The sequence below is a fragment of the Lysinibacillus sp. FJAT-14222 genome (assembly GCF_001278875.1).
GTDB lineage: Bacteria > Bacillota > Bacilli > Bacillales_A > Planococcaceae > Lysinibacillus > Lysinibacillus agricola.
Genome location: NZ_LIYL01000001.1, coordinates 24,802 through 47,882 on the forward strand (window position 1 = coordinate 24,802; position 23,081 = coordinate 47,882).

The following is a 23,081-nucleotide window of genomic DNA, read 5'->3' on the forward strand; positions in this document are numbered from 1 at the left end:
CCTCCATTGGTAGGGAAAGGTCCTAAATTGATAGATTTATCTGGCGACTTCCGTTTACAAGATCCCGCGAGCTATGAAGCGCAGGCGGCAGCTTTTTTAAATTCCATTGCCCTCGATAATGATTGTAGTAAATCATGTAACTCTTAATTTCTTTCTTTACTTCTTCTAACGTTTCACATGCTCTAATAGTTGTTTCATCTTTAAAATGCCCAAAGAATGATTCTTGTGGCGCATTATCCCAACAGTTTCCTCGACGTGACATGGACTGTCCTAAGACCATTTTCTTCACTAAGGTTCGGAATTTTGGATTCGTATAGTGAAAAATTTGATCCGAATGGATAAAGTCTCTTCCCTTAAATGGCGATGCTTCTTCAATTTATGTAACGTGTTGAGCACAATTTCTATACTCAATGTACCATCTTATCCAAAACAATTTACCATATGATTACGCAATAGCAGCTTCCAACTGTTCGTAAATGGTAAATTAACTATATAAATGCTTTATAAAAGTTAATCTATTAGAGATTTAGTCACTATTTCTAAGTCTTCTCTTTGTTTTATAGCGTTTAGTTATCTAAATTTTTTTCAAAATCATTCATTAAACGAAGTTTGCGAAAAATTCTAATATAAATAAAAATTCAGTTGACTTAATAAATATGCAGACGTATACTAATTTTAACTTATTTCAGAGGTGAGTGTATTGAAAGTAGGAATTGTTGGTGCAACCGGATATGGTGGATTAGAACTTATTCGATTTTTACATAATCATAAAGCGGTGGAGCGGATCGATTTATTCACATCTTCTGAAGAAGGTGTAATTTTTTCTTCTAAGTTTGGTCATCTTGTTCATATTGCCGATACACCTTTACAAAAGATTGATTATGGAGCTTTAGAGAAATTTGATGTTGTTTTTACAAGTACGCCTTCAGGGGTGACAAGTGAGCTATTACCTCCATTGGTAGGGAAAGGTCCTAAGTTAATAGATTTATCTGGAGACTTCCGTTTAAAAGATCCAGCAAGCTATGAAGCGTGGTACGGTAAAAAAGCGGCGCCACTAGAAGTTATTCAACAAAGTGTTTATGGTTTAACTGAATGGAATGCAGAACATGTTCAACAAGCGTCTCTTATCGCAAATCCAGGGTGCTATCCAACAGCAGTTTTGCTTTCGTTGTTACCATTGCTAAAAGAACAATTGATTGATCCGAGCTTTTTAGTGATTGATGCAAAAAGTGGGATTTCAGGAGCTGGAAATAAGCCATCACAAACGACGCATTTTAGTGAGGCGAATGAAAGCTTTTCAATCTATAAAACGAATACACATCAGCATATACCAGAAATTGAGCAGGCCATTTCTATGTTTGCAGGTGTCGAAACAACTATTTCTTTTAATACTCATTTAGTGCCAATGTCGAGAGGGATTTTATCGACCTCATATGCGCCTGTTATGCCTGGTGTCACAGAGAAGCGGTTAGTATCTTGTTTACAGAATACCTATGAAAAGCATCCGTTCGTGCGAATCGTTACAGATGCAAATAGCCTAGGAACAAACCATGTTAAAGGTTCGAACTATTGCGATATTTTAGTGAAAGTAGATAGCCGTACAAATCGTGCCACAATTGTTGGTGTCATAGATAATTTAGTCAAAGGGGCTGCAGGGCAAGCCATTCAAAATATGAACGTTCAATTTGATTTACCGCAAACGACAGGGCTGGATGTTGTACCGTTCTTTATTTAATGATCTCATATTAAAAAAACAAGGAGGAACTATTTTATGACATTAATCGCATCAATAAATATTATGAAAAAATTATCAAGTAAAAATATTGTTTCACCAAAAGGCTTTAAAGCTTCGGGTATACATTGTGGATTAAAGCATAAGAAAAAAGATTTAGCCGTGTTAGTCAGTGAGGTACCAGCAAGTGTAGCCGGTGTCTTTACAACGAATGCTGTGCAGGCAGCACCATTAAAAGTAACGAAAGAAGTTGTCTACACAACGAAGAAAATGCAGGCGATGATTGTCAACTCTGGAAATGCTAATGCATGTACAGGGAAGCAAGGGGCGAAGGATGCACAAACAATGCAGGCGCTAATGGCAGAAAAGCTTTGTATCGAGGCAAATTTAGTAGGGGTTTGCTCAACGGGTGTGATCGGTGAAATGATGAATATGGAGCCAGTGGCAAATGGGATTAATCAGTTAGCGCCAAAGGATAGTTTAGAAAGTGCTATTGATTTTGCACAAGCGATTTTGACAACAGATACGGTGATGAAAAACACAAGCTACAGCACTATTGTCGATGGTAAAGAGGTTATTATCGCTGGGGTTGCAAAAGGTTCAGGTATGATTGAACCAAATATGGCGACGATGCTTGGTTTTATTACGACAGATGCAAATATTGAATCGGATGTCCTGCAAGCTACATTATCTGATATCACAAATCTGACTTTTAATGCAATTACGGTGGATGGAGATACATCTACAAATGATACAGTAGTTATAATGGCAAACGGGTTAGCAGGTAATGAAGCTTTAACTCCGGCCCATCCAGATTGGCAAAACTTTTATTATACATTAAAAACAGTAGCACAAGACTTAGCGAAAATGATTGCCAAAGATGGAGAGGGTGCAACGAAGCTGATTGAGGTTGAAGTAGAAGGCGCATTTTCGGATGAAGAGGCACGTAAAATTGCTAAAACAGTAGTTGGTTCACCACTTGTGAAAACAGCAGTATTTGGTTGTGATGCAAATTGGGGACGTATTATTGCAGCTGTAGGCTACAGTGGTGCGAAAGTTGATCCGGATAAAATTACGATCCAAATTGGTGGCACAACAATGGTCGAAAACGGTGAGCCAGTTCCATTCTCAGAGGATGAATTAATTCGAATTTTAAAAATGAATGAAGTGAAAATCTATGTGTCACTTGGTATGGGTGAAGGCAAGGGGCATGCTTGGGGATGTGATCTAACCTATGACTACGTCCAAATCAATGCATCATACCGTTCGTAAACGTATGGTCATTAAGCTTGGTGGCAGTACGCTAGAAGGCTTAAACGAGTCGTTTTTTGAGAATTTTAAAAAACTCCAAGAGAGCGGTATAGAGCTTATTATTACCCATGGTGGTGGCCCAGCCATTAACCGTGAACTTGCAGTGCGCGGGGTAGAATCACACGCTTTAAACGGTATTCGTGTTACTAGCGAAGCTGCAATTGCCATTGTACAATCAACGTTAATAGGTAAGGTCAATCCAGCGCTTGTTCATGAATTAACAACGGCAGGTATTGCTGCTATTGGTTTAAATGGCTTCGATGGTCAGCTAATTGTAGCGGATTATCTAGACAAAGATGTATACGGTTTTGTTGGTGAAGTAAAAACCGTCAATACATCTTTGCTAGAAGCATTAATTAGTGCAGGGATTGTACCAGTTATTGCTTGCATTGGAGCAGATGAACGTGGTCAGGCATTAAATATTAATGGAGATACGGTAGCAAGTGAAATAGCATTAGCTATAGATGCAGATAGCTTATTACTTGTAACGGATGTAAGTGGTATTCGAATTAACAATGAATATCAATCGAAAGCAACACCTTCCTTCATCAATCAATGGATTGAGGAGGGGCATATTTATGGTGGGATGTTACCAAAAGTTCAAGGAGCTCTTGAATGTTTAAGTGCAGGTATTCCATCAGTGCAAATTGTTGGGGATTCTCTAGTAGGTACGACGATTTTATCCCGCATGAACGGGCAGTAATTTATCTGTATCGAAAGCAAGTTACAGGTACAAGACTCCCACCTCAAATTCAGCGAAAGAAGTTAGGCGGGAGATAAACTGCCTGTAAAAGAGCCCGATTGGTGAAGACTAATAATCAGTGGGAGAATGAAGAGACCCCCATTGATTAATCACTTTAGCCTCACTCAGTAAAGGTCATTCTTCATTATAGATTAGAGTGACCGTTCTAATGACTTAACGTTAGCAATATAGTTGTGTAGAGAAGAAGATTGATGGTTCTAGCTATAGCAAATTTAGTAGGAGTGATAAAATGAGTGCTTTATTTGGAAATTACGGCAAACGCCGCGCCCGAATTGTCAAAGGGCAAGGAACCATTGTAGAAGATTCTACTGGCAAAAAATATTTAGATTTTACAAGTGGGATCGCTGTAGTGAGTCTTGGTCATGCAAATCCTGCGATTGTGAAGGCTATTCATGATCAAAGTGAAAAGCTTTGGCATATTTCTAACCTTTTTGATATTCCTGGTCAGGAGAAGGTTGCACAAAAATTAATAGCAGATACACATTTTTCTTATGCATTTTTCTGTAATAGCGGTGCAGAAGCAAACGAAGCGGCTATCAAGCTAGCGCGTAAGCATACAGGGAAAAATCATATTATTACATTTGAAAAATCTTTCCATGGGCGAACTTTTGGAGCTATGTCCGCAACAGGTCAGGGCAAGGTACATAATGGCTTCGGACCACTTGTTGAAAAATTTACGATTCTTCCTTTTAATGATGTGGCAGCACTTGAAGCAACGATTGATGATTCTGTCGCAGCAATTATGTTGGAAATGATTCAAGGTGAGGGCGGTGTTAACAGTGTATCTCCAGAATTCGCAGCAGCAATAGCTAAAGCCTGTGATGACAAAGGAATATTACTGATTATCGATGAGGTTCAAACAGGTATTGGACGAACAGGAACAAGATATGCTTATGAGCAAACGATATTAAAACCAAATATTGTGACATTAGCAAAAGGGCTAGGTGGTGGTTTCCCTGTCGGTGGGATGCTTGGAACAGCTGAGCTATATGATACATTTAGTCCTGGCACACATGGGACAACATTCGGTGGTAATCCACTTGCAATGAGTGTTGCTGAAACCGTGCTTGATCATGTTTTTGAACCTGCTTTTTTACAACATGTACAGGAGCTATCCACGTATTTTGTGAAGCAGTTGAAAGCGAATCTCCCTTCTAATTATACGGTACAGGGCCAGGGCTTACTGCTTGGCATTGGCTGTGGCGATGCTGAGGTTGCCCCTTATATAGCTACAGCAGAGGAAAAGGGCTTATTATTAGTAGGTGCAGGGCCAAATGTTATTCGACTTTTACCTCCATTGACCGTGTCAAAAGCAGAAATCAATGAGGCGATAGCGATTTTAAAAACGATACTGTCATAGTATCAGGTTAATTAAATACGAATGAATCTGCTAGACTTCTTTGTAAGAAATCTAGCAGATTTTTTAATGCTTACCTCTAAAAATGAGGATGATATTTTTTAAAAATATGCCATGTATAAAAGTTGATTGGAGTGGAGGCTGGGCGACTCCTTAGGGATCAGCGGCTCATCGGACGCCCCTAGGAAGCTTTGCTCTGTGCGACAGCGACAATGTTTTATCTGTGCGAAAGCGACAGCAACAATGTTTTATCTGCGCGAAAGCGAAGCGTCAGCGGCAAAGCGCCCAGCCGGACCGGAAATCAACCCCGCATTCGGTGATAAGTTTGTAGTTTAGTAAAATCTTATCCCGCATTAACGGGCAGTACTTTATCTGTACCGAAAGCAAAGCGTTAGGTACAAGACTCTCGCCTCGAATTTAGGTGGGAGAGTAACTGCCCGTAAAAGCCCGATTGGTGAAGACTAATAATCAGTGGGGTAAAGAATACTCCACCGATTAAAGTTTCACTTTATTGCAGCTCTTTTACTAATGTTTGCACTAGAGCAGGAAGCCAATCATGAAGTTGACTAAATGCAAAGCCTGCAGCTTCTGCCTTTGTAGTTGACATATACCAATCTGCTGGAACTCCGTATGGGGACTGCGACTTTTCATCGCCACCTACAAGTGAAATTTTTGCATGCTTTCCGCTTGCTTCTTCAATAAGTCCAATCAAATTTTTTAACGAAATCGCACCTGTTGCTGTTGCATTAAAAGGTCCATCAATTGGCGTAATGCCAGCAAAATATAAAAATGCAGCTGCTTCGTCATCCGTAATATAGCTCATCTTCGCATCAACATTTGGGAGTGAAATAGGCTGCTCCTGTAAAATTCGTTCAACGTGAAAATGTAAACGGCGTGTATAGTCATTCTCACCCATAACAATAGGGAAACGTACAGCGACGACGGGGAACGTAGCCTCTTTGAAAAGTACTGCCTCTGCTTGTCGTTTACCTTCCCCATATGAAAGATCTTCACGGTTTCCCATTCGAACTTCATAATCGTATGGATTAAAATCGTCTTCTGTTTTTACAGTGCCGTCTATTTCGTAGGTTGAGAGAGTAGAGGTGAAAACGAGCTTGTTCGTTTTACCTTCTAAAATTTCACATATTTTATGAGCTTCGTTGGGAGAATAGCAAATATTATCATAGACAATATCCCATGTAGTACTTGATAGTGCCTGTGACAACGCATCAGCATCATCTCGATTAACAACTAGCTGTTTCACTTTTGTACCAAAAGGATTTCCACTTTGACCACGTGTTAAAATAGTTACGCTATGCCCATTTTGAAGACAGAGTTCAATAAGCTTTTTACCAAAAAAGCGAGTGCCTCCTAAAACTAAAATATTCATATTATCCCACCCCTTCAAATTAGTAGTCTTCTTTATAATGACAAAAAAACAAGCTTACTACAATCACTTTTGAACTGTAGTAAGCTTGTTGGTTATTGGGCAGGTGGGTCAGTAGGTGGAGTTGTGTTTCCGTTATCTCCTCCGGTAGAGCCATTGCCGTTGTTTCCGGAACCGTTGCCGTTATTTGAGCCATTGCCGTTGTTTCCGGAACCGTTGCCGTTATTCGAGCCATTTCCATTATTCTCGGAACCATTGCCGTTATTCGAGCCGTTTCCGTTGTTCCCAGAGCCGTTATTTGAGCCATTTCCGTTACTTCCACCAGAACCATTGCCATTTTCTGAGCCGCTTCCATTATTGCCCGGGTCATTTTCATTAGTAGGTGGAGTAGTTGGTGGAATTTCTTCTTGATTTTCTTTTTGTTCAGGTTCTTCTTCTTTTACTTTTACTTTTTCTTTTTCACTTGCACTGCCACCAGTAGAAACAACATTGGATTGCGATGAAGTTAAACCTGTAATATCTACAGCGACAACAACGTAGGCTTGACCACTTGCTACCGCCATACTTTGTGTTGATTCAAGTACCGATCCGACAAGTGTTCTACCACCATTTGTTACTTTATATATACGATAACCGACTACATCGTTTGAAGAGCCTGACCAAGATAATGTATTGCCATTAACTGAAGCAGTTACAGCTGCTGGCGGATTATTATCTGCCGGGAAATCAACAGCTGATACCGATGAATTCGCTAATGACGAATTTTTTGGTAATAGGCTGGCCGGGTTACCGCCAAGTGGGCCTAGCATTCGTTTAATAAATGCTTGATTAATACCTGCACCACCTGCTTTTACAAATTCTGCCGGTGTGTTAGGAAGTGCATTATAAGTTTTACCTTTTATCGTAACAACGCTTGAGGAAGCTAAGCTATCATCAGCTTGTGAAGGTAAAAATACTTTCGCGTTAAACAAATCTGAGCGCACGAGACCAGCATTGGCACATGCTGCAGATGGCGCTAAACCAGAAATACCACAGAATGATGCAGTAACAACATTTTTCGGTTGCACAAATCTAGTTTTAGGGGCAATTAACTGTGGATCTACATCATACACAGAATTCATTAATGTTCCCCATAGTTTATTAATTCGCATGCTAGGCCGTTGATACGTATTATTAAATGCATCCAGTGTTTGATTTTTATCATAACCCATCCATACACCAAGAGAAACATTCGGGTTATAACCAACTAGCCAAACGTCTTTGTAGCCTTCTGAAGTACCTGTTTTAGCGGCAAAGTCAGCAGAGAATTTTAATGTATTTCTTGCAAGTGTACCTGTACCTTTTGTTAGCACATCTCGTAACATATCTGTAACGATATAAGAAGTTTCAGGACTAAATACTTGTTCAGGTTTAACTTCGTGTTTATAAATGATATTTCCATTTTGGTCTTCAATTCTATCAATCATATAAGAGTCTATGAATTGTCCACCATTTGCAAAAGTTGCAAAGGCATTGGTGTTCTCTTCAACAGTAATACCTTCTTCTACGGCTCCGAGACTAGTTGAAATGTTTGTGAAATCAGCAGGCTTTAGGGTTGTGATTCCCATCTTTACTAAATAATCGGCAGGGCGTCTGTTAAGAATACTATAATATAGACGTATAGCTGATAAGTTTTGTGAATCTGCTAATGCCTCACGTGCAGGGATTAGTCCTCGTTCATCATTAGTATTATAGTTGTTTGGACTCCATCCGGGAATAGAGAATTTTACGTCGACTAATGGGCTACCTGCACCGATTACACCGTATTCTATTGCAGGTGCATATATGAGTAAAGGCTTCATTGTTGAGCCATTTGAGCGTTTTGCCTGTGTAGCATAGTTATAACTTTTTAATTCAAAATCACGACCACCGACAAAGCTTAAAATACGTCCTGTAGTATTTTCAATTAAAATACTACCAACCTGTACAGGCATTTGAACATCAATTTCTTCACCTGTTACAGGATCTTTGTCTTTAACGGTGTAAGTATGACCGTAATTTTGAAAGTTTTCCGCTGCTTTTTGCATCGAATCGTACATATCCTTATTAATAGTTGAATAGATACGATAACCTTTTGAGCGGACATCACGATCTGCTAAAATCGTATACTTTTCTTTTAATTTTGTTTCATTTTTTAAGCGCTCTGGATCAATACCATCTGCTTCTGCTAGTTTTTCCGCAATAATGTCTTTTGCTCGACTTTCAAGCTCATACGTTAGCCATGGGTAGCGATCTTCTGCGCGCATCTCCGGTGAACGGAAGTCAGCTGTGATATCGTAAGCCAGTGCTTCTTTATATTGAGCTTCGTTAATATAACCTGCGTCTTTCATACGATAAAGTACAGTTTTCATACGATCAATACCTGGTTGTAGAGCTTCTTTACTTTTAAGTACACCTGTATTTGTGAAAGGTGTGTAAGTAAAAGGTGATTGAGGTATACCAGCTATATATGCTGCTTGAGGAAGTGATAAATCCTTTGCTTTTACATTGAAAATACCTTCAGCAGCTGTTTCTACCCCTGCAATGTTTCGACCGGAAGCGTTTCGACCATAAGGTATTATGTTTAAATAGGCCTCTAAAATTTCTTCCTTTTTCATAAAGTGTTCTAAGCGCATCGCAAGTAAAAGTTCTTTTGCTTTTCGTTCATATGATACTTCGTTTGTTAATACTTGGTTTTTAATAAGCTGCTGTGTTAGTGTAGAGCCACCAGTTTGTGTAGAAGAGTTTGTTACGTCTTGAACTAGCCCGCGGATGACGGCCTTCGGAACTATTCCGTTATGTTCACGGAAATACTCGTCCTCTGTCGCTAATACCGCATTCACAACATCAGGTGCGACATCGTTTAATGTTGTTACTCGGCGGTCTAAATCTGTACGTAATTTTCCGATATAAATATCGTTGGCAAAATAAATCTCACTTGTTGAATCGTAATTGAAAATTTCTTTTCGTAATTCTTCCTTTGAGCGTAGGGGCTCTTCTTTTACAAGTGAAGCAAAATAGCCAGCGCCAACTGAACCGGCAAATACAGTGCCTACCAATGCAAAGACTAAAAATAGTAAAAATAAGTTCCAGGTAACACTTCCTGAAATACGTAATTTCTTCATCCATTTTTGTTGAATTAATTCATCGATCTTTGCATTGATTTTCTCAATCCAATCTTTCAATGTATCGACCTCCTAAAATCTTGTCTATTATAGCACATATTGATTTAGCTCGAACATAGTTATTGACAATGAAAAAGAATCGTATAGAATAATGCTTATAGTTTTCTAGTGAAGAAGAGCTTGCAGTAGTGTCTATATTCCCTGTCTAGAGAGCCAGCGGTTGGTGAAAGCTGGTCATAATGTAGAGACGAATTACGTGCTTGGAGCTTAGACGTGCGCGCCTGCGATAAAGGCGATTGAATGAAGAGGAAGATGGATGACATCTTCAAGCCGGGTGGTACCGCGTTAGTTTATAACGTCCCTGCATGCAATGTTTTGCGTGTAGGGACTTTTTTTATTTCTCCCTACACGGAATTATTAAACACTAGGAGGAATAAAAATGACAAACGAATTATTACAAGACTTAGAATGGCGCGGATTGTTATATCAACAAACAGATGCTGAAGGTATGACCAAATTATTAGATGAGCAATCTGTCTCTTTATACTGTGGTGTTGATCCAACTGCGGATTCTATGCATATTGGTCATATTGTGCCACTTTTAACACTACGTCGATTCCAAAAAGCAGGTCACCGTCCAATTTTGTTAGTTGGTGGTGCGACTGGTATGATTGGAGATCCATCAGGTCGCTCTGAAGAACGCCAATTACAAACAGTTGAGCAAATTGATAAAAATGTTCAAGGTATCCGTAGCCAATTAGAGCGTATTTTTGACTTTGCAGAAGATGGTAATGGTGCTCAGTTAGTTAATAATCGTGATTGGATTGGCAATATAAATACGATCGAGTTTTTACGCGATTACGGGAAATTAATTAACGTGAACTACATGTTAGCGAAGGATACAATTGCTTCACGTCTTGACACAGGAATTTCATTTACTGAATTTGCGTACACTTTAATTCAAGGTATTGATTACAATCATTTATACAATCATTACAACTGTCGCATTCAAGTAGGTGGCTCTGACCAGTGGGGAAATATTACAACAGGTTTAGAAGTTATTCGTAAAACACATGAGGAAGAGACGAAAGCATTTGGTATAACAATTCCTTTAGTAACGAAAGCAGACGGAACAAAATTTGGTAAAACAGCTGGTGGTGCTGTCTGGTTAGATGGCAAGAAAACATCTCCATACGAGTTCTACCAATTCTGGATCAATGCTGCGGATGCTGACGTTGTAAAATACTTAAAAATCTTCACATTCCTTTCTCGTGAAGAAATTGAAGCTTTAGCAGTATCTGTAGAAGAGGAACCACATTTACGTAAGGCGCAAAAAGCATTAGCTGAAGAAATGACTCGCTTAATTCATGGTCAAGAAGCATTAGACCAAGCAATCCGCATTACAGCTGCTTTATTCTCTGGAGACTTAAAAGCACTTTCTGCTGATGAAATGAAAGATGCGTTTAAAGATGTTCCTTCTATTGAATTGGCGAAAGAAGATAAAAACATTGTGGACTTATTAGTGGAAGCGGGTATTTCACCTTCAAAACGTCAAGCTCGTGAAGACGTAACAAATGGTGCGATTAGCGTGAACGGTGAAAAGGTCACTGAGTTAGAATATGTAATCGATGGCAAAGATCGCTTAGAAGATGCATTCAGCATTGTTCGTCGAGGCAAGAAAAAATACCATATGGTGAAGTTTGTTTAATTCAGACTCACACAAAGAAACATCCCTTCTATATGAGGGGATGTTTTGTTTCCTTGTAAAAGGATTGTGTCAATGAAATTAAGATGCAAATAAAGTATGTCTTCGGCAAAACGAGGGATTGACGTCCGTTTTAAAAAATGTCATCCAACTTTTGAATTTTATCGCTTAACTTTCATGTTTTATCGCCCAACTTTTAAATTTTATCGACATCCACCTTTCAAAGAGCAAAAAAAGGATTCATACACAAAACTGTGTATGAATCCTTTTACTTTATTATGTCGCCCAGCCTCTACTCCAATATACCACTTCACATAGCATGTATCTTCTGGCATGTCATAGTTATAAGACGAAACTCCAGTAAGATGTTTTTTGTGCGAAAGCGAGTAGCGTGGAAAAGAATTCTCTCTCATTTAAAGCGCCATAATATTAACAAAGACTTCGTTGACGATTTCTTTTAGCTATCTAAAAAACTAGGAAGCTTTACGTGCTTATATTCTTTGGGGTGAAGCATATTCGCTAGCTTTAATGCACCCTCTAAAAGGCGTGGTGATGGGCGACAATAAAGCCATTCCTCCATTACGTGAAGCTGTTTCATTTTAATGGCTTGAAGCTCCTGCGCATGTGAACGTTTTAATAAATTAGCCGGTTGAATACGCTCAAAGGCAACGCCTACCCAAGCCATCATAATATAGTCAGGGTCGCGCCTTACTACATCAGCCCAATCAGTTTGCACGCTTGCTAGTTCTACATCTTGAAACAGATTTTGCCCACCAGCAATGGCACTAATTTCAGTTAGCCAATTAATTTTTCCTGGTGTAAAGATAGGGTTTGGCCACCATTCCCAATAGAGAGTAGGTTTTTTAGGAATCTTTTGAGCAACTGTGCGAAGACGATCAATATAATGTAAATATTCCTCAGAAATTTCTTTTGCACGTCCTTCAACTCCGCAGACTTTACCTAAAGTATGGAGATCCTGTGCGATTTCCTCTAATGAATTAGCATTAAAAACAATATGAGGAATATTTCTAGCTTGTAACGCTTCGATATTTTTTTCCATGCCAGGGACACTTAAGGATGCGAGAACAAGATCAGGCTGCAATGCCTCTAATGCATCCATATCAATTGATAAATCTGGGCCAAGCTGAGGTAAGTCTTTTACTGCTAATGGCCAATCCGAAAAATCATCGACACCAACAAGCTGATCAGTCAGGCCTAAATAAGCAACAAGCTCGGTATTACTAGGACAAATTGAGATTAAACGCATATTTATTTCTCCAATTCTTTTTTAAGAAAAGTATAGCGAGTGTTAGAGTCACTTACAATGACAGAATGCTTTTTTTCTTTAATCAGGCGTAATTGTAGCTGCCGCTGCGCTTTCGCTACAAAAAACATCTGTTGCTGCCGCTGCGCTTTCGCTACAAAAAACATCTGTTGCTGCCGCTGCGCTTTCGCTACAAAAATAATTGCTGAATAAAGAGAAAAACGGCATGCCTGCAAGAGACATGCCGTTTGATTGCTTATTAAGAAAGTGCTACAGCTTCGAGTGATTCTTCTTTTTTAGCTACAGGGCCCATCGCATTCGTAATAATTTGTTTAATGTCCTCTAAAGTTGCTTTACGTGGGTTTGTTGCAGCACAAACATCTAACAGTGCATTTTTCGCTAAGATTTCAATATCCTCATCCTTCGCACCTAATTCGCGGAAGCCACTTGGAATGTTTAAATCATTAGAGAGATTTTCAATTGCTGTAATTGCTTTTTCAGCAGCATCACGTTTACTTAACCCTTCAACGTTTTCGCCTAATAATTCAGCAATTCTTGCAAAACGCTCTGTACGTGCTGTTAAGTTAAAGCGGCAAACATGTGGCAATAAAATAGCATTACATACGCCGTGTGGAAGATTATAGAAACCACCTAATTGATGAGCAATTGCATGTACATAACCAAGTGATGCATTATTAAACGCCATGCCTGCTAAAAATTGTGCGTAAACCATTTGCTCACGTGCTTCTAAATCTGCACCGTTTGCATAGGCACGAGGTAAATATTCAGGAACTAGCTGAAGTACCTTTTCCGCGCATGCATCAGTAATTGGTGTTGCGTTTGTCGACACAAATGATTCGATTGCATGTGTTAATGCATCTAAACCAGTTGCCGCAGTTAGAGCAGGAGGTAAGCCAATCATTAACTCTGGGTCATTAATCGACAGTAGTGGAGTAACATGTTTGTCAACGATGGCCATCTTCACTTTCCGCGCAGTATCCGTGATAATTGTGAAGCGAGTCATTTCACTTGCTGTACCAGCAGTTGTGTTGATAGCGATTAATGGCACCAGTGGGTTTTGTGATTTGTCAACGCCCTCATAATCATGAATGCGTCCACCATTCGAAGCAATAAGTCCGATACCTTTTGCTGCATCGTGTGCGCTACCTCCTCCAAGAGAAACAATTGAATCACAGTTTTCAGCATGATACACTGCAATTCCATCTTCAATGTTTTGATCTGTTGGATTTGGTTCTGCTTTCGGGAAAATTGATACATCAATTCCAGCAGCTGTAATGATGTTAGCAATTTGTTCAGAGAGACCTAATTTGTGTAAGCCCTCATCTGTTACGATTAATGTCTTTTTTACTTCTAAATCATTTAAGCGTTTACCAACTTCTTGAATTGCTCCAGGTCCAAATAAGTTTGTTTTCGGCATAACAAATTGCTTTAGAACGTCTGACATATTTCCAACCCCTTTAAAATAATTGTTATTGCTTGAATGATGGCGAACCACCTTTCGAAATTCATAGTATTCTATTTTTTGTAAAAGTTCAACTCGTATTTTTATTAAAATTGTTAATTTTAATTGTGTTATTATTTTACAAAAAAGTTAGATGGGTTTTTGATATGATGGAAGGTTGAATTGTCTAGGATTGTTGATTTGAAAACGTTTTAAAAATTGTTTTCCTATGAAAGTAAAATATATTTTTTGGTATATGGTTCTATTTTAAAGAAGTGTTGAATAGTAAAAAAATGATAATTTGTTTTTAGTATAATAGTAGTGATTAAGTTGTTTTTTAATTGTGTAATTACTATTTTAAAGTACAAAAAATTGTCATAATTTATAGGAATAATTATTCTCTCCTTCTTTTTAAAATGTTTAAGGAGATCCAGAATGCGAGAAGTAAATAAAGAATGACCGTATATCCAAGTGATGCGCACATAAAGAAAATTGTTTCTGAATCTGTACTTATAGGAGGATAACCACTGTGAGCATTAAAATGATATACCTCCTGCTCATAACCAAACCAAATAGCTACTAACAAAAAGCTTAATAAAAGGAGAGCTAGTAAAGCCTTTTTATGAAAAGTGATATGCAGTAGACTTTCTTAAAAGTAATTGGACGCTTAATTTCCTTGCTTTGATGCTTTTTAAAGGGAACTAAGAAAAAAATCATGATGCCACTATAAATTAAAACCATCACAGTAAGTTCAGAAATACCCCATTATTTCCTCCTTATCATTTGTAATATTTTCTATTTAGACTTCCGCAAAGATAAAAGGTTCCTTTTCTTATTTTTTAGGCATTTACAGGGCCCATCACCATAACGTGCGCTGGGCGCTTTCCTGGGGGCGTCCGATGAGCCGCTTCACTTGCTCCAAAAATAGAGGTCCGGTCATTGAAGAAAATTCGAGATATGATCCATTAAATGAAAAGCTGAAAGAGTTGTCAGAGCTACATGGGCTAGGGTGGAACATTTAGCTCGATTTAAAAAACAAGCGTTTTGTATTCACAGTACAGAAGGAAGAAACCTAGTAGCCAATCAACAGTGCTTCCACAAGCTGATTACAGAGGAACAATTTAAACTGGATATTAAAAACGGATTGGATAAACCACTACAAACAAAAGAATGATGATAAAATGCATTTTTATATTGCAGCAGTAATAAAAGACAAACCTTTATTTTTCATTGAAGGAATTAAAAATGTAAAGTTTAAGCGAAAGTAGGTAAATACTACTTTCGCTTATTTTTTTATCGTTGGGAGATTATAATTTTTAATCCTTCAAAATCACCTGTTCAACAGTTTACTTCATTTATTTTCCTCAAAAAGAATTTTCCTCTTGATAAATAAGAACGTTTGTTCTATAATCAAAACAAGAACAAATGTTCTTAAAATGAGTTTTTATAAAATGAAAAGGGGATGATATCTTTGGCATTCACAGTCAAAACAGAAGCAGAAAAAATCTTTACAAATTTAATGGGAACAGGAGCTAGTCGCTTACCAGCAGACCCAGTTGGTGCTGATAACCGTGCAAATTTTCATGGAATTTTTGAAAATAATCCAGCACCAACATCTGAAATACAAATTCAACGATCAGGAAGTCAATTACTTTTTTTAACGTCTCTTTACCCAAATGCTTCTACCTCTACGGTGCGAACAAACATATTGGCACGTATTCATCGCATCTTAAATAGGTATGCATCTAATATTGTGAATTATAAATCAGGTGGACCAGCAGGCGGATTAGGTCCTATGGGTCTTTATTCAGCTTACGCTTTAGCGAATGAGGGTAAATTCGACTACACTCTAGCTGGCACAACAGCAGTAACAAGAACACAATTACTATCTTATTTGAACACTTACTTAAATACTACGCTATTAGACAATGAGTTTGCTATACGTTTAGATCAAGGAAAACTTGATGCGGATTACCGAACTGTTGTCTCAACTCATAATTACTTCAATGGTACAAATCACGCTTGTTTCGCATTGAACGGAATAATTATCCAATTAGGAGCTAAATTCTTTATTCATACAGCTATTAAAGGGGCAGGGAATGATACTTATACTAAATTTAATGCTTTCTTTAATAAATTAGCGAATAGCTTACGAACTAAATTTGGTAATACTCGATCGAATAATGGCCTAACTGAATTGTGTTTACCTATGGGTGGTGGTATTTACAATGACAATAACAATTCTGCGGTTAACCAGGTTAGGGGATACTTCCCATCTGCGGGTTATAATGCGCTTATTGTGATGGGTCTTAATTTTGCAGCGAGAGCCTATCGTTGTGCAGAGCTAGAGTTATCTGCCAAGGCTCCACAGCTAAGGCATGTTGTTGCTTTACCTACTCATGTATGTTCATCAGTGGCTACGGAATTAGCCAATTATTATAAATCGTTCACAGCTTATTCTAATCAAGCTTTTGAAATAGGTGGACCCAATTTTGTTGCATTAGGGGCAAGTAAAGATAATGGTTGGCTAGATGTAGCGAAAAATTGGTATGATTATCAAAAAAATGGAAAACAAGGACCGTCGGATTATAATGAAGGTACATTTTCTAAAGAAGGAAGTGGCTTCTTAAGTCTTGCCTATCAAGATGCTAACGATCCAATTTCTGTCACATCTTACCTCTATTCAATGACTTGGAATGGAGATCATACTTTGGTTAATACCACTATTGGGAATGCAATTAAAGCGAAATCAGGAACATCTCTGGCTGCCCCATATTATGTAGCATCATCTCATATTGGCTTCAAAGCAGAAGCTGGTGCATCTCGTGTACTTCAAGGCTTAGCTGGTGCCATGAATAATGGAATAACAACGCTTAACTAAAACATGTTTGGAAAAAATTATTAAGTTATAGAGGAAAGAAATTAAAAAACTTAAGCCCATTAGCTTAATTGGTAATGGGCTCTTTCTATTAACTCAGTATTATTTTTAGTATATTTCTCTAGTTATTGCTCAAAAAAATTTCGATATATTATTCAATCTAATACTACTAAAATATTGAAAATTCAATAATAGTTTAAATGTTAAAAGGAGAATGATAGATGATGAAAAAACAAATTTTTAAGATTTTACTAAGTTTTGCTGTGTTGCTTACTATTTTAGCTTTTGGTAAAGCCGAGTCTGCTTCTGCTGCACAGATATTCGTGAAACCAGCTACTGGTTATTATACAAGCCTTTATGGCATGAGAGATGGTTCAATGCATTATGGAGTTGATATTGCAAATAGTAGCTCCAATGTACCGGTAAATGCTTCTGCTGCGGGTGTGATTAACAAAGCCGTTGGTGGTTGTTCTAATAATGGCTCTCTCGGTAATACATGTAATTCTGGTTATGGAAACTATGTAATTGTTCGACACAATATTAATGGGAAAACATATGATACTCTTTATGCTCATTTACAATCTATTAGTGTTTCTGTTGGTCAAACTGTAAGTCAAGGTGCTAAAATTGGTGTTATGGGGAACAGCGGGAGCTCAACTGGTCAACACGTGCACTTTGAATTATATGAAAAAGCACGAGTGTCTCAATCAGAGGCAGTAGACCCTATGCCTTATTTAAACGGGGACAAGCCAACAGGTAGCTACCATACTTATGATGGAACTTGGGCAACGATTACAATTACTCAGAAAGCAAACGTTTTCGAATATGTTGGATATGGAATTATAGGTCAACTTGAAGCTGGCGGACGATACAAAGTGTATGGTCAAAGAGAATATGCAGCTGATGGAACTCTATTCTATAATGTAGGATCTGGTTATATCCATAATGCTTACGGAACTATTGCTAATCACCATGCAACTGTTACATCTACTATCAATACGTATAGTTCTCCTAACGGAGCATTTAATCGTCAATTAGCACCAGGAACTTATAAAGTACATGCGGCTAAAGACGGTTGGTACAATTTAGGTGCAGAATGGGTTAAAGCTGATCAAGTATTAGTAACTAAAAACTAGAATTAAAAGATATTTTAAATTTTCCTAGTATGTTTAATAAGATAAAAGACTAGCAAAGCAATTATGCCATGCTAGTCTTTTTTGTGTATAAAATAAGGATAGATGAATATATTATTTAAGTAGTGTATAACCAATTGTTGTCAGTAGAAACTGAATATTGATATCTATAAAAAGTCACTCATTTGAAAAATAATGAGTGACTTTTCACTCTAATATTAGAACATTTTCTTAATGAATGCAGAAGAAACGTTTTGATCTATTTCAATGTTAATGTACATCTGCCCGATTATTAATTCTTGTAATTTGCACTGCCCCTAGATGCCCCCAATTAAAATCAAAAATAATCATAAATTGTTGTAACTTAATATATATCTAATAAACGAAAAAACCCCGAAACAAAAGGGTTTACCTTGTTTCGGGGTTTTATAAAATCGTTGATTGACAGACCAAAAAAATTAACGAGAGTAGAATACAACTCAACTAGAAAATGCAGTAATACCAGTAGTTTGCGGTGTATATTTATTTTTTAGCCCCAGAATTAGCCCCAATACTATCACTGAAAATCTGAACTGTTTCTTCTTCAAGTTCTTTTAATACATGTCCATACACTTCATAGATCATTGTTGGTGTATTTCCTAAACGTTCGGCAATTACTTTCACATTGACACCTTTATTTAATAATACAGTACAGTGTGTATGGCGTAATCCATGAAGTGTGATTTCAGATAGACTTGCTTTTTCTACTACACGTCTGGTCATATAAAGTAGTCCAGAATCTGAAATTGGTTCACCTGTTTGATAGGAGACGAATACATAACTTGTATCTTTAATTTTCTTTCCGAAAGCAAAAAGAGTAGCCTTACACCATGTATGGTATTTCTCTAGTTGTGCAAGTACAGACTTTTCAACTTTAATCGTACGTAGGCTATTTTTAGTTTTAGGGGGACGTGTCCCTTTTTGATCTCGAGTACGTTCAATAGTAATCGTATTGTTTTTAAAGTCGATATTTTTCCATTGAAGTCCGCACGCTTCACCTCTACGAATACCTGTATAGGCGATCAATAGAAGGAAAGTATAATTTGTAATGTTTTCTGTTTCCTTAGCGGTTTTTAAAAACAGGCCTAATTCTTCAGGAGTTAGATGGAAACGTTCGCTGTTTCATCAAATGCAATTTTGGTAAAACGATTTCGAAGTAGAATTTCTTCTTCAACTGCTGCATTGATAGCAATTTTAAATAAATTGTGGAATAATCTAATTGTACTTGGTTTATAGATTAACATATATGGGAGAGGATTACAATTTTGACAAAGAAGAATAGAAGTATATTGATCGTTTTTATTACAACATTATTTGTTATTATCTCTGCAACACAAGCATATGCTTATGTTCGAAATGGCCCCAATGGTAAATGGAGTGCCGTTAGTGCAGCTAATTTAACTTATTGGAAAGATGCTTCTGTTGGTAGTTATGGTTATGGAGGTCGCGTTGATTATGGGGCCACTACATGGAATAATGTATCGACAAAGGTGAAACTTACACCTGTTACATCGGGTTATGTAGATATAAAAGTTTATGCAGGTGACACAGGGGATACAAGTGTAGCTGATTCCCTAAACTACAAAACTAATTTCTTTGGAAACTATGTTGCATGTTGGGATTGCACTTATGAAATGTCGAGAATAAGGATTAATCAACCAGTATATAAAAATATATCCGAAAAGTGGAAATACAAGGCACCAGGGCATGAGTTTGGTCATTCTCTTGGATTAGATCACTCTAATAAATCACCAGCCATCATGCTTCAAGGAGATCTTGATTATAGTGTAACCCAGACGGATGACAAAAATGGCCTTAAAGCCATATATGGGAATTAGACAGGGGGAATATTTTAATGGTAAACAAAAAAACTAAATATGGATTAATTGTATTTTTAGCTATAATTGCCGTCGGCTACGCTACGTTTGTCTACCTCGATAATACTTTAAAAAGTACCATCATATCCCGATCAGATATGCAGATATACCAAGAGGTTTCTGAAATAGAAAATGATTCAGATGTTATCGCAACTGTACGTGTAAAACCAAACGTAATAAATCATATGGAATATGACAATGATGGATTACCCCTGTGGTATTGGACCGAACGTGAGGTTATAATTACGAAACCCATAAAGGGGGAAGTAAAGATAGGCGATAAGTTAACTGTCCTTGAGCCATATGCAATTGGCGAAAATAAGACTATTGGGAAGCTCGAGGTTATTTCCGAACAATATACCAAGATGGCTGATGAAGAAGAATACATCTTGTTTTTAATTAAGCGTGAAGATGGAAAGTTCATGATTGCAGGAAAAGATCAAGGAAAAGCAATGATTAAACTGAGCAAGGAATTTTCAGCCAACTTAGAAGCTGGCTCAGAATTTGAAGAATTACACAAAAAAATTAGAGCAAAATATGAATAAAGTAATCTTTACTTTATCAAATTGTTCTTTTCGGTAAACAAAATTAAGATTGTTATTAAAGTAACGTGGGCTATAGTTTAATAGGATAGGACTTGCAATGTGATTATTCTTCATAACTGCAAGTCCTTTTATTACGCTCATAGAAAGCTCCTGTAGTTTCACGAATGCCTCTATAACAACAATTAAACAATTTGTAACGCTCACAGTCTCTGGACATCGGTTTCACAGGTAAACCTATTATGATTAAGCCGAAATGCCTTATAGTACATCTAAAGGCTTTAAATGAAAGTTTAAATAATTTAATGACCACCTCAATATAAAAAAGCATCTACTCTCATTGGAGCGGATGCTTTTTGTGCTCTGTTATTAGATTTGGTCCCCGTTCTCTAATGTGAAATACAAGTCGAACTTTACATCTAACGCAATAGCAATTTTTTCTAAGTCAGCTACGGACAGGCTGTTATTCTGTAGTTTTTTAGATAGATTAGGTTGAGAAGTTCCTATTTTCTTTTGTTGTTTATTGCGATCAGACATTACTCGCCATTCTTTTGCTGTCACCTTCATGCGTCCTCACTTCCTTTCAAAGATACGTTTCCAAACACTTTATACAAGCGCTGGCGCATGTAAACCACTTCCACATCAGTTAATAGCTTGTGGTACTTCGTAATGCGTGCTAAGTGACATTGTTCATAATGGTTGGAGCAAAGACCGAGGATTAGCTTATATGGCAATAGATGAAATACGAGATACTGTTCGTTTAATTGATATGGGCTTTTGTCCTTTAACAAAAAGCATTGGTGAATCAATAGAAGGAGTGAATAAAACTTCTGACAAATTGTTTGAGCTAATCGTTTCTAAAGGCTCGTTAGACGAATCGAATAATGCAGCTACAAAGCCTGATATGAACAGCCTAGAAGGTTGGAACTACCTTACTATGGAAAACAATATAAAAACATTTATCAAGGAATTTGGTAGAGAGCCAGAAAATTTTGAGGAAGTCTTAACATATATAACTGAAACTGTAGAGAAAGTTGTGGTTAAAGACGAGGAAAATAAAAAAGCCGATGCGCCAACATCGACTAAAGAAATACAAGTTAAATAATATTCTAACACGAATAAGGGGGTTGCACAATTTTGTGCAGTCCTTTCACTATAATTCGAATAGGTGAGGGAACTTCTTACCAGTCCTATTTTTCGATTTTTGTTTTTTAACTACTGATACGCAATTTTCATATTGCTCACAAATCCTAAATTTTCGAAGTGGCGCGAGTCGTCAATTTGACGAATTACGAATTTAGAGGTTCGTTGTGGTGGTCAAACCAAAAATGGATTGTCCTAATAAAGTAGTCGGCTTTACGACATTTATGTCTGAAAGTACAAGTGGGTGTCCTCAAAAATGAGGAATTGTAAATTTTAACGAGTCTATAAATTTTATGAGGTCGGCGCAAATTTGAGCTAAAGTATTTGGCTGCTGAATTTTAAGTCATGAGATTTCGTAGCCGGAAATTCGACCGTGAAAAGATGCCCACAATTTTGTGGTGATGTTTTACAAAGCACTTGCTACGGCAGGTGTCTTTTGTGGAAGTCAAAATAAAAAGGACTGGGGTATTGTTCCCAATCCTACTTACACATCCCTATAAACATGCCCACCAAAAGCATTAATAATTAGCCCCAATTCAGCCCCAATATTAGCCCCAAAGCAATAACTTTTAATGCATGATTGTGCATCGTTGATAAAAAACAAAAACCCTAGAGAACCTTGATATAAAAGGCTTTCTAGGGTTTTCTAAACTACTCTTTGCAGAGTAATTTAATTAACGAGAGTAGTACTCAACGATGAATGCTTCGTTGATTTCAGCTGATAATTCAGAACGCTCTGGAAGGCGAGTGAATGTACCTTCTTTTTTGTCAGCATCAAATGTTAAGTAGTCAGGTACGAAGTTGTTTACTTCGATTGCTTCTGTTACTACAGCAAGGTTTTGAGATTTTTCACGAAGAGAAATCGTTTGACCTGGTTTTACGCTGTATGAAGGGATATCAACGCGTTTGCCATCTACTAAGATGTGACCGTGGTTTACTAATTGACGAGATCCACGACGAGTACGAGCTAAACCTAAACGGTAAACTAGGTTGTCAAGGCGAGTTTCAAGAAGAACCATGAAGTTTTCACCGTGTACACCTTTCATTTTACCAGCGCGGTCAAATAGAGTACGGAATTGACGTTCGTTCATGCCGTACATGTGACGAAGTTTTTGTTTTTCTTGAAGTTGTAAACCGTATTCTGATAATTTTTTACGTTGGTTTGGACCGTGTTGACCTGGTGCGTAAGGGCGTTTTTCGATTTCTTTACCTGTACCGCTTAGTGAGATACCAAGACGACGTGATAATTTCCAAGATGGACCTGTATAACGAGACATATTGTTGTCTCCTCCTTTAAATTTGGTTTTTTTGTTGTAAAACAAAAACCAGTAGTACCCATTCTTAT

19 protein-coding genes, 2 pseudogenes and 1 other annotated feature are annotated in these 23,081 nt (G+C 37.6%); of the genes and pseudogenes, 12 read left to right on the top strand and 9 right to left on the bottom strand.

What is annotated here, in order from left to right:
• Positions 1-22: 22 nt before the first annotated feature.
• Positions 23-411, bottom strand: a pseudogene (locus AN161_RS27170) (IS3 family transposase); the annotation flags it as partial.
• A 289-nt stretch (positions 412-700) separates the two neighbouring features.
• Between AN161_RS27170 and argC the strand changes: the two are divergent.
• From argC to AN161_RS29300, 5 genes are all read left to right on the top strand, one after another.
• A complete protein-coding gene (argC, locus tag AN161_RS00110) occupies positions 701-1,735 on the top strand; it encodes an N-acetyl-gamma-glutamyl-phosphate reductase (protein WP_053592343.1) in 1,035 nt (344 codons plus the stop codon).
• A gap of 36 nt (positions 1,736-1,771) precedes the next feature.
• A complete protein-coding gene (argJ, locus tag AN161_RS00115; protein WP_053592344.1) occupies positions 1,772-3,004 on the top strand; it encodes a bifunctional glutamate N-acetyltransferase/amino-acid acetyltransferase ArgJ in 1,233 nt (410 codons plus the stop codon).
• Positions 2,967-3,746, top strand: a complete 780-nt coding sequence (argB, locus tag AN161_RS00120; protein WP_053592345.1) for an acetylglutamate kinase — start codon at positions 2,967-2,969, stop codon at positions 3,744-3,746. Before argJ ends, argB begins: the two co-directional genes overlap by 38 nt.
• Before the next feature lie 289 nt (positions 3,747-4,035).
• Positions 4,036-5,166 carry an acetylornithine transaminase gene (locus tag AN161_RS00125; RefSeq protein ID WP_053592346.1) on the top strand — a complete coding sequence of 377 codons (1,131 nt, stop codon included), beginning with the start codon at positions 4,036-4,038 and terminating at the stop codon, positions 5,164-5,166.
• Positions 5,167-5,361: 195 nt separating this feature from the next.
• Positions 5,362-5,499: a hypothetical protein gene (locus AN161_RS29300; protein ID WP_158002936.1), complete on the top strand. Its 138-nt coding sequence runs from the start codon at positions 5,362-5,364 to the stop codon at positions 5,497-5,499.
• A 172-nt stretch (positions 5,500-5,671) separates the two neighbouring features.
• Here the strand turns inward: AN161_RS29300 and AN161_RS00130 are convergent, their stop codons facing one another.
• Both AN161_RS00130 and AN161_RS00135 read right to left on the bottom strand, forming a co-directional pair.
• On the bottom strand, positions 5,672-6,553 hold the full coding sequence (locus AN161_RS00130; protein ID WP_053592347.1) for an NAD-dependent epimerase/dehydratase family protein: 882 nt from the start codon (positions 6,551-6,553) through the stop codon (positions 5,672-5,674).
• A gap of 92 nt (positions 6,554-6,645) precedes the next feature.
• Positions 6,646-9,753, bottom strand: a complete 3,108-nt coding sequence (locus AN161_RS00135; protein ID WP_053592348.1) for a transglycosylase domain-containing protein — start codon at positions 9,751-9,753, stop codon at positions 6,646-6,648.
• 102 nt (positions 9,754-9,855) lie between these two features.
• Positions 9,856-10,059 (top strand) — a binding site (T-box leader).
• A gap of 73 nt (positions 10,060-10,132) precedes the next feature.
• Between AN161_RS00135 and tyrS the strand changes: the two genes are divergently transcribed.
• The gene (gene tyrS / locus AN161_RS00140; RefSeq protein WP_053592349.1) at positions 10,133-11,401 is read left to right on the top strand and encodes a tyrosine--tRNA ligase; all 1,269 of its coding nucleotides are present in this window, start codon (positions 10,133-10,135) and stop codon (positions 11,399-11,401) included.
• Between the two features lie 454 nt (positions 11,402-11,855).
• On the opposite strand, the gene AN161_RS00145 is transcribed toward tyrS, so the two are convergent.
• The 3 genes from AN161_RS00145 to AN161_RS00155 are packed head-to-tail and all read right to left on the bottom strand — an operon-like array spanning position 11,856 to position 14,127.
• On the bottom strand, positions 11,856-12,665 hold the full coding sequence (locus AN161_RS00145; RefSeq protein WP_053592350.1) for a cobalamin-binding protein: 810 nt from the start codon (positions 12,663-12,665) through the stop codon (positions 11,856-11,858).
• Between the two features lie 2 nt (positions 12,666-12,667).
• A complete protein-coding gene (locus AN161_RS00150) occupies positions 12,668-12,898 on the bottom strand; it encodes a hypothetical protein (protein ID WP_053592351.1) in 231 nt (76 codons plus the stop codon).
• Positions 12,899-12,921: 23 nt separating this feature from the next.
• Complete coding sequence (locus AN161_RS00155) at positions 12,922-14,127, bottom strand: iron-containing alcohol dehydrogenase (protein WP_053592352.1); 1,206 nt, start codon at positions 14,125-14,127, stop codon at positions 12,922-12,924.
• Between the two features lie 896 nt (positions 14,128-15,023).
• Between AN161_RS00155 and AN161_RS30405 the strand changes: the two genes are divergently transcribed.
• The 3 genes from AN161_RS30405 (at position 15,024) to AN161_RS00165 (ending at position 18,138) form a co-directional block, all read left to right on the top strand.
• Positions 15,024-15,146, top strand: a complete 123-nt coding sequence (locus AN161_RS30405; protein ID WP_220443505.1) for a siphovirus ReqiPepy6 Gp37-like family protein — start codon at positions 15,024-15,026, stop codon at positions 15,144-15,146.
• 449 nt (positions 15,147-15,595) lie between these two features.
• Positions 15,596-17,005, top strand: coding sequence for a hypothetical protein (locus tag AN161_RS00160; RefSeq protein WP_053592353.1), 1,410 nt, complete (start codon positions 15,596-15,598; stop codon positions 17,003-17,005).
• 218 nt (positions 17,006-17,223) lie between these two features.
• A complete protein-coding gene (locus tag AN161_RS00165; protein ID WP_241774454.1) occupies positions 17,224-18,138 on the top strand; it encodes a M23 family metallopeptidase in 915 nt (304 codons plus the stop codon).
• Positions 18,139-18,657: 519 nt separating this feature from the next.
• Here the strand turns inward: AN161_RS00165 and AN161_RS00170 are convergent.
• Positions 18,658-19,409, bottom strand: a pseudogene (locus AN161_RS00170) (site-specific integrase); the annotation flags it as partial.
• A gap of 30 nt (positions 19,410-19,439) precedes the next feature.
• Here AN161_RS00170 and AN161_RS00175 point away from each other — a divergent pair.
• A complete protein-coding gene (locus AN161_RS00175) occupies positions 19,440-20,012 on the top strand; it encodes a matrixin family metalloprotease (protein ID WP_053592355.1) in 573 nt (190 codons plus the stop codon).
• 17 nt (positions 20,013-20,029) lie between these two features.
• Positions 20,030-20,596: a hypothetical protein gene (locus AN161_RS00180; protein WP_053592356.1), complete on the top strand. Its 567-nt coding sequence runs from the start codon at positions 20,030-20,032 to the stop codon at positions 20,594-20,596.
• 366 nt (positions 20,597-20,962) lie between these two features.
• On the opposite strand, the gene AN161_RS00185 is transcribed toward AN161_RS00180, so the two are convergent.
• A complete protein-coding gene (locus AN161_RS00185) occupies positions 20,963-21,160 on the bottom strand; it encodes a hypothetical protein (RefSeq protein ID WP_053592357.1) in 198 nt (65 codons plus the stop codon).
• Between the two features lie 160 nt (positions 21,161-21,320).
• On the opposite strand from AN161_RS00185, the gene AN161_RS00190 reads away from it, so the two are divergent.
• Entirely contained in the window at positions 21,321-21,698 is a 378-nt protein-coding gene (locus AN161_RS00190) for a hypothetical protein (protein ID WP_053592358.1), read from the top strand.
• 712 nt (positions 21,699-22,410) lie between these two features.
• Here AN161_RS00190 and rpsD read toward each other — a convergent pair.
• A complete protein-coding gene (gene rpsD / locus AN161_RS00195; protein WP_053592359.1) occupies positions 22,411-23,013 on the bottom strand; it encodes a 30S ribosomal protein S4 in 603 nt (200 codons plus the stop codon).
• Positions 23,014-23,081: the final 68 nt, after the last annotated feature.

Excerpts from the sequence above, each read along its gene's own strand:
- argJ (WP_053592344.1), top strand. The coding sequence starts at position 1,772 with ATGACATTAATCGCATCAATAAATATTATGAAAAAATTATCAAGTAAA.
- argB (WP_053592345.1), top strand. The coding sequence starts at position 2,967 with ATGACTACGTCCAAATCAATGCATCATACCGTTCGTAAACGTATGGTC.
- AN161_RS00125 (WP_053592346.1), top strand. The coding sequence starts at position 4,036 with ATGAGTGCTTTATTTGGAAATTACGGCAAACGCCGCGCCCGAATTGTC.
- AN161_RS00130 (WP_053592347.1), bottom strand. The coding sequence starts at position 6,553 with ATGAATATTTTAGTTTTAGGAGGCACTCGCTTTTTTGGTAAAAAGCTT.
- tyrS (WP_053592349.1), top strand. The coding sequence starts at position 10,133 with ATGACAAACGAATTATTACAAGACTTAGAATGGCGCGGATTGTTATAT.
- AN161_RS00145 (WP_053592350.1), bottom strand. The coding sequence starts at position 12,665 with ATGCGTTTAATCTCAATTTGTCCTAGTAATACCGAGCTTGTTGCTTAT.
- AN161_RS00155 (WP_053592352.1), bottom strand. The coding sequence starts at position 14,127 with ATGTCAGACGTTCTAAAGCAATTTGTTATGCCGAAAACAAACTTATTT.
- AN161_RS30405 (WP_220443505.1), top strand. The coding sequence starts at position 15,024 with ATGAGCCGCTTCACTTGCTCCAAAAATAGAGGTCCGGTCATTGAAGAA.
- AN161_RS00165 (WP_241774454.1), top strand. The coding sequence starts at position 17,224 with ATGATGAAAAAACAAATTTTTAAGATTTTACTAAGTTTTGCTGTGTTG.
- AN161_RS00180 (WP_053592356.1), top strand. The coding sequence starts at position 20,030 with ATGGTAAACAAAAAAACTAAATATGGATTAATTGTATTTTTAGCTATA.
- AN161_RS00185 (WP_053592357.1), bottom strand. The coding sequence starts at position 21,160 with ATGAAGGTGACAGCAAAAGAATGGCGAGTAATGTCTGATCGCAATAAA.
- AN161_RS00190 (WP_053592358.1), top strand. The coding sequence starts at position 21,321 with ATGGCAATAGATGAAATACGAGATACTGTTCGTTTAATTGATATGGGC.
- rpsD (WP_053592359.1), bottom strand. The coding sequence starts at position 23,013 with ATGTCTCGTTATACAGGTCCATCTTGGAAATTATCACGTCGTCTTGGT.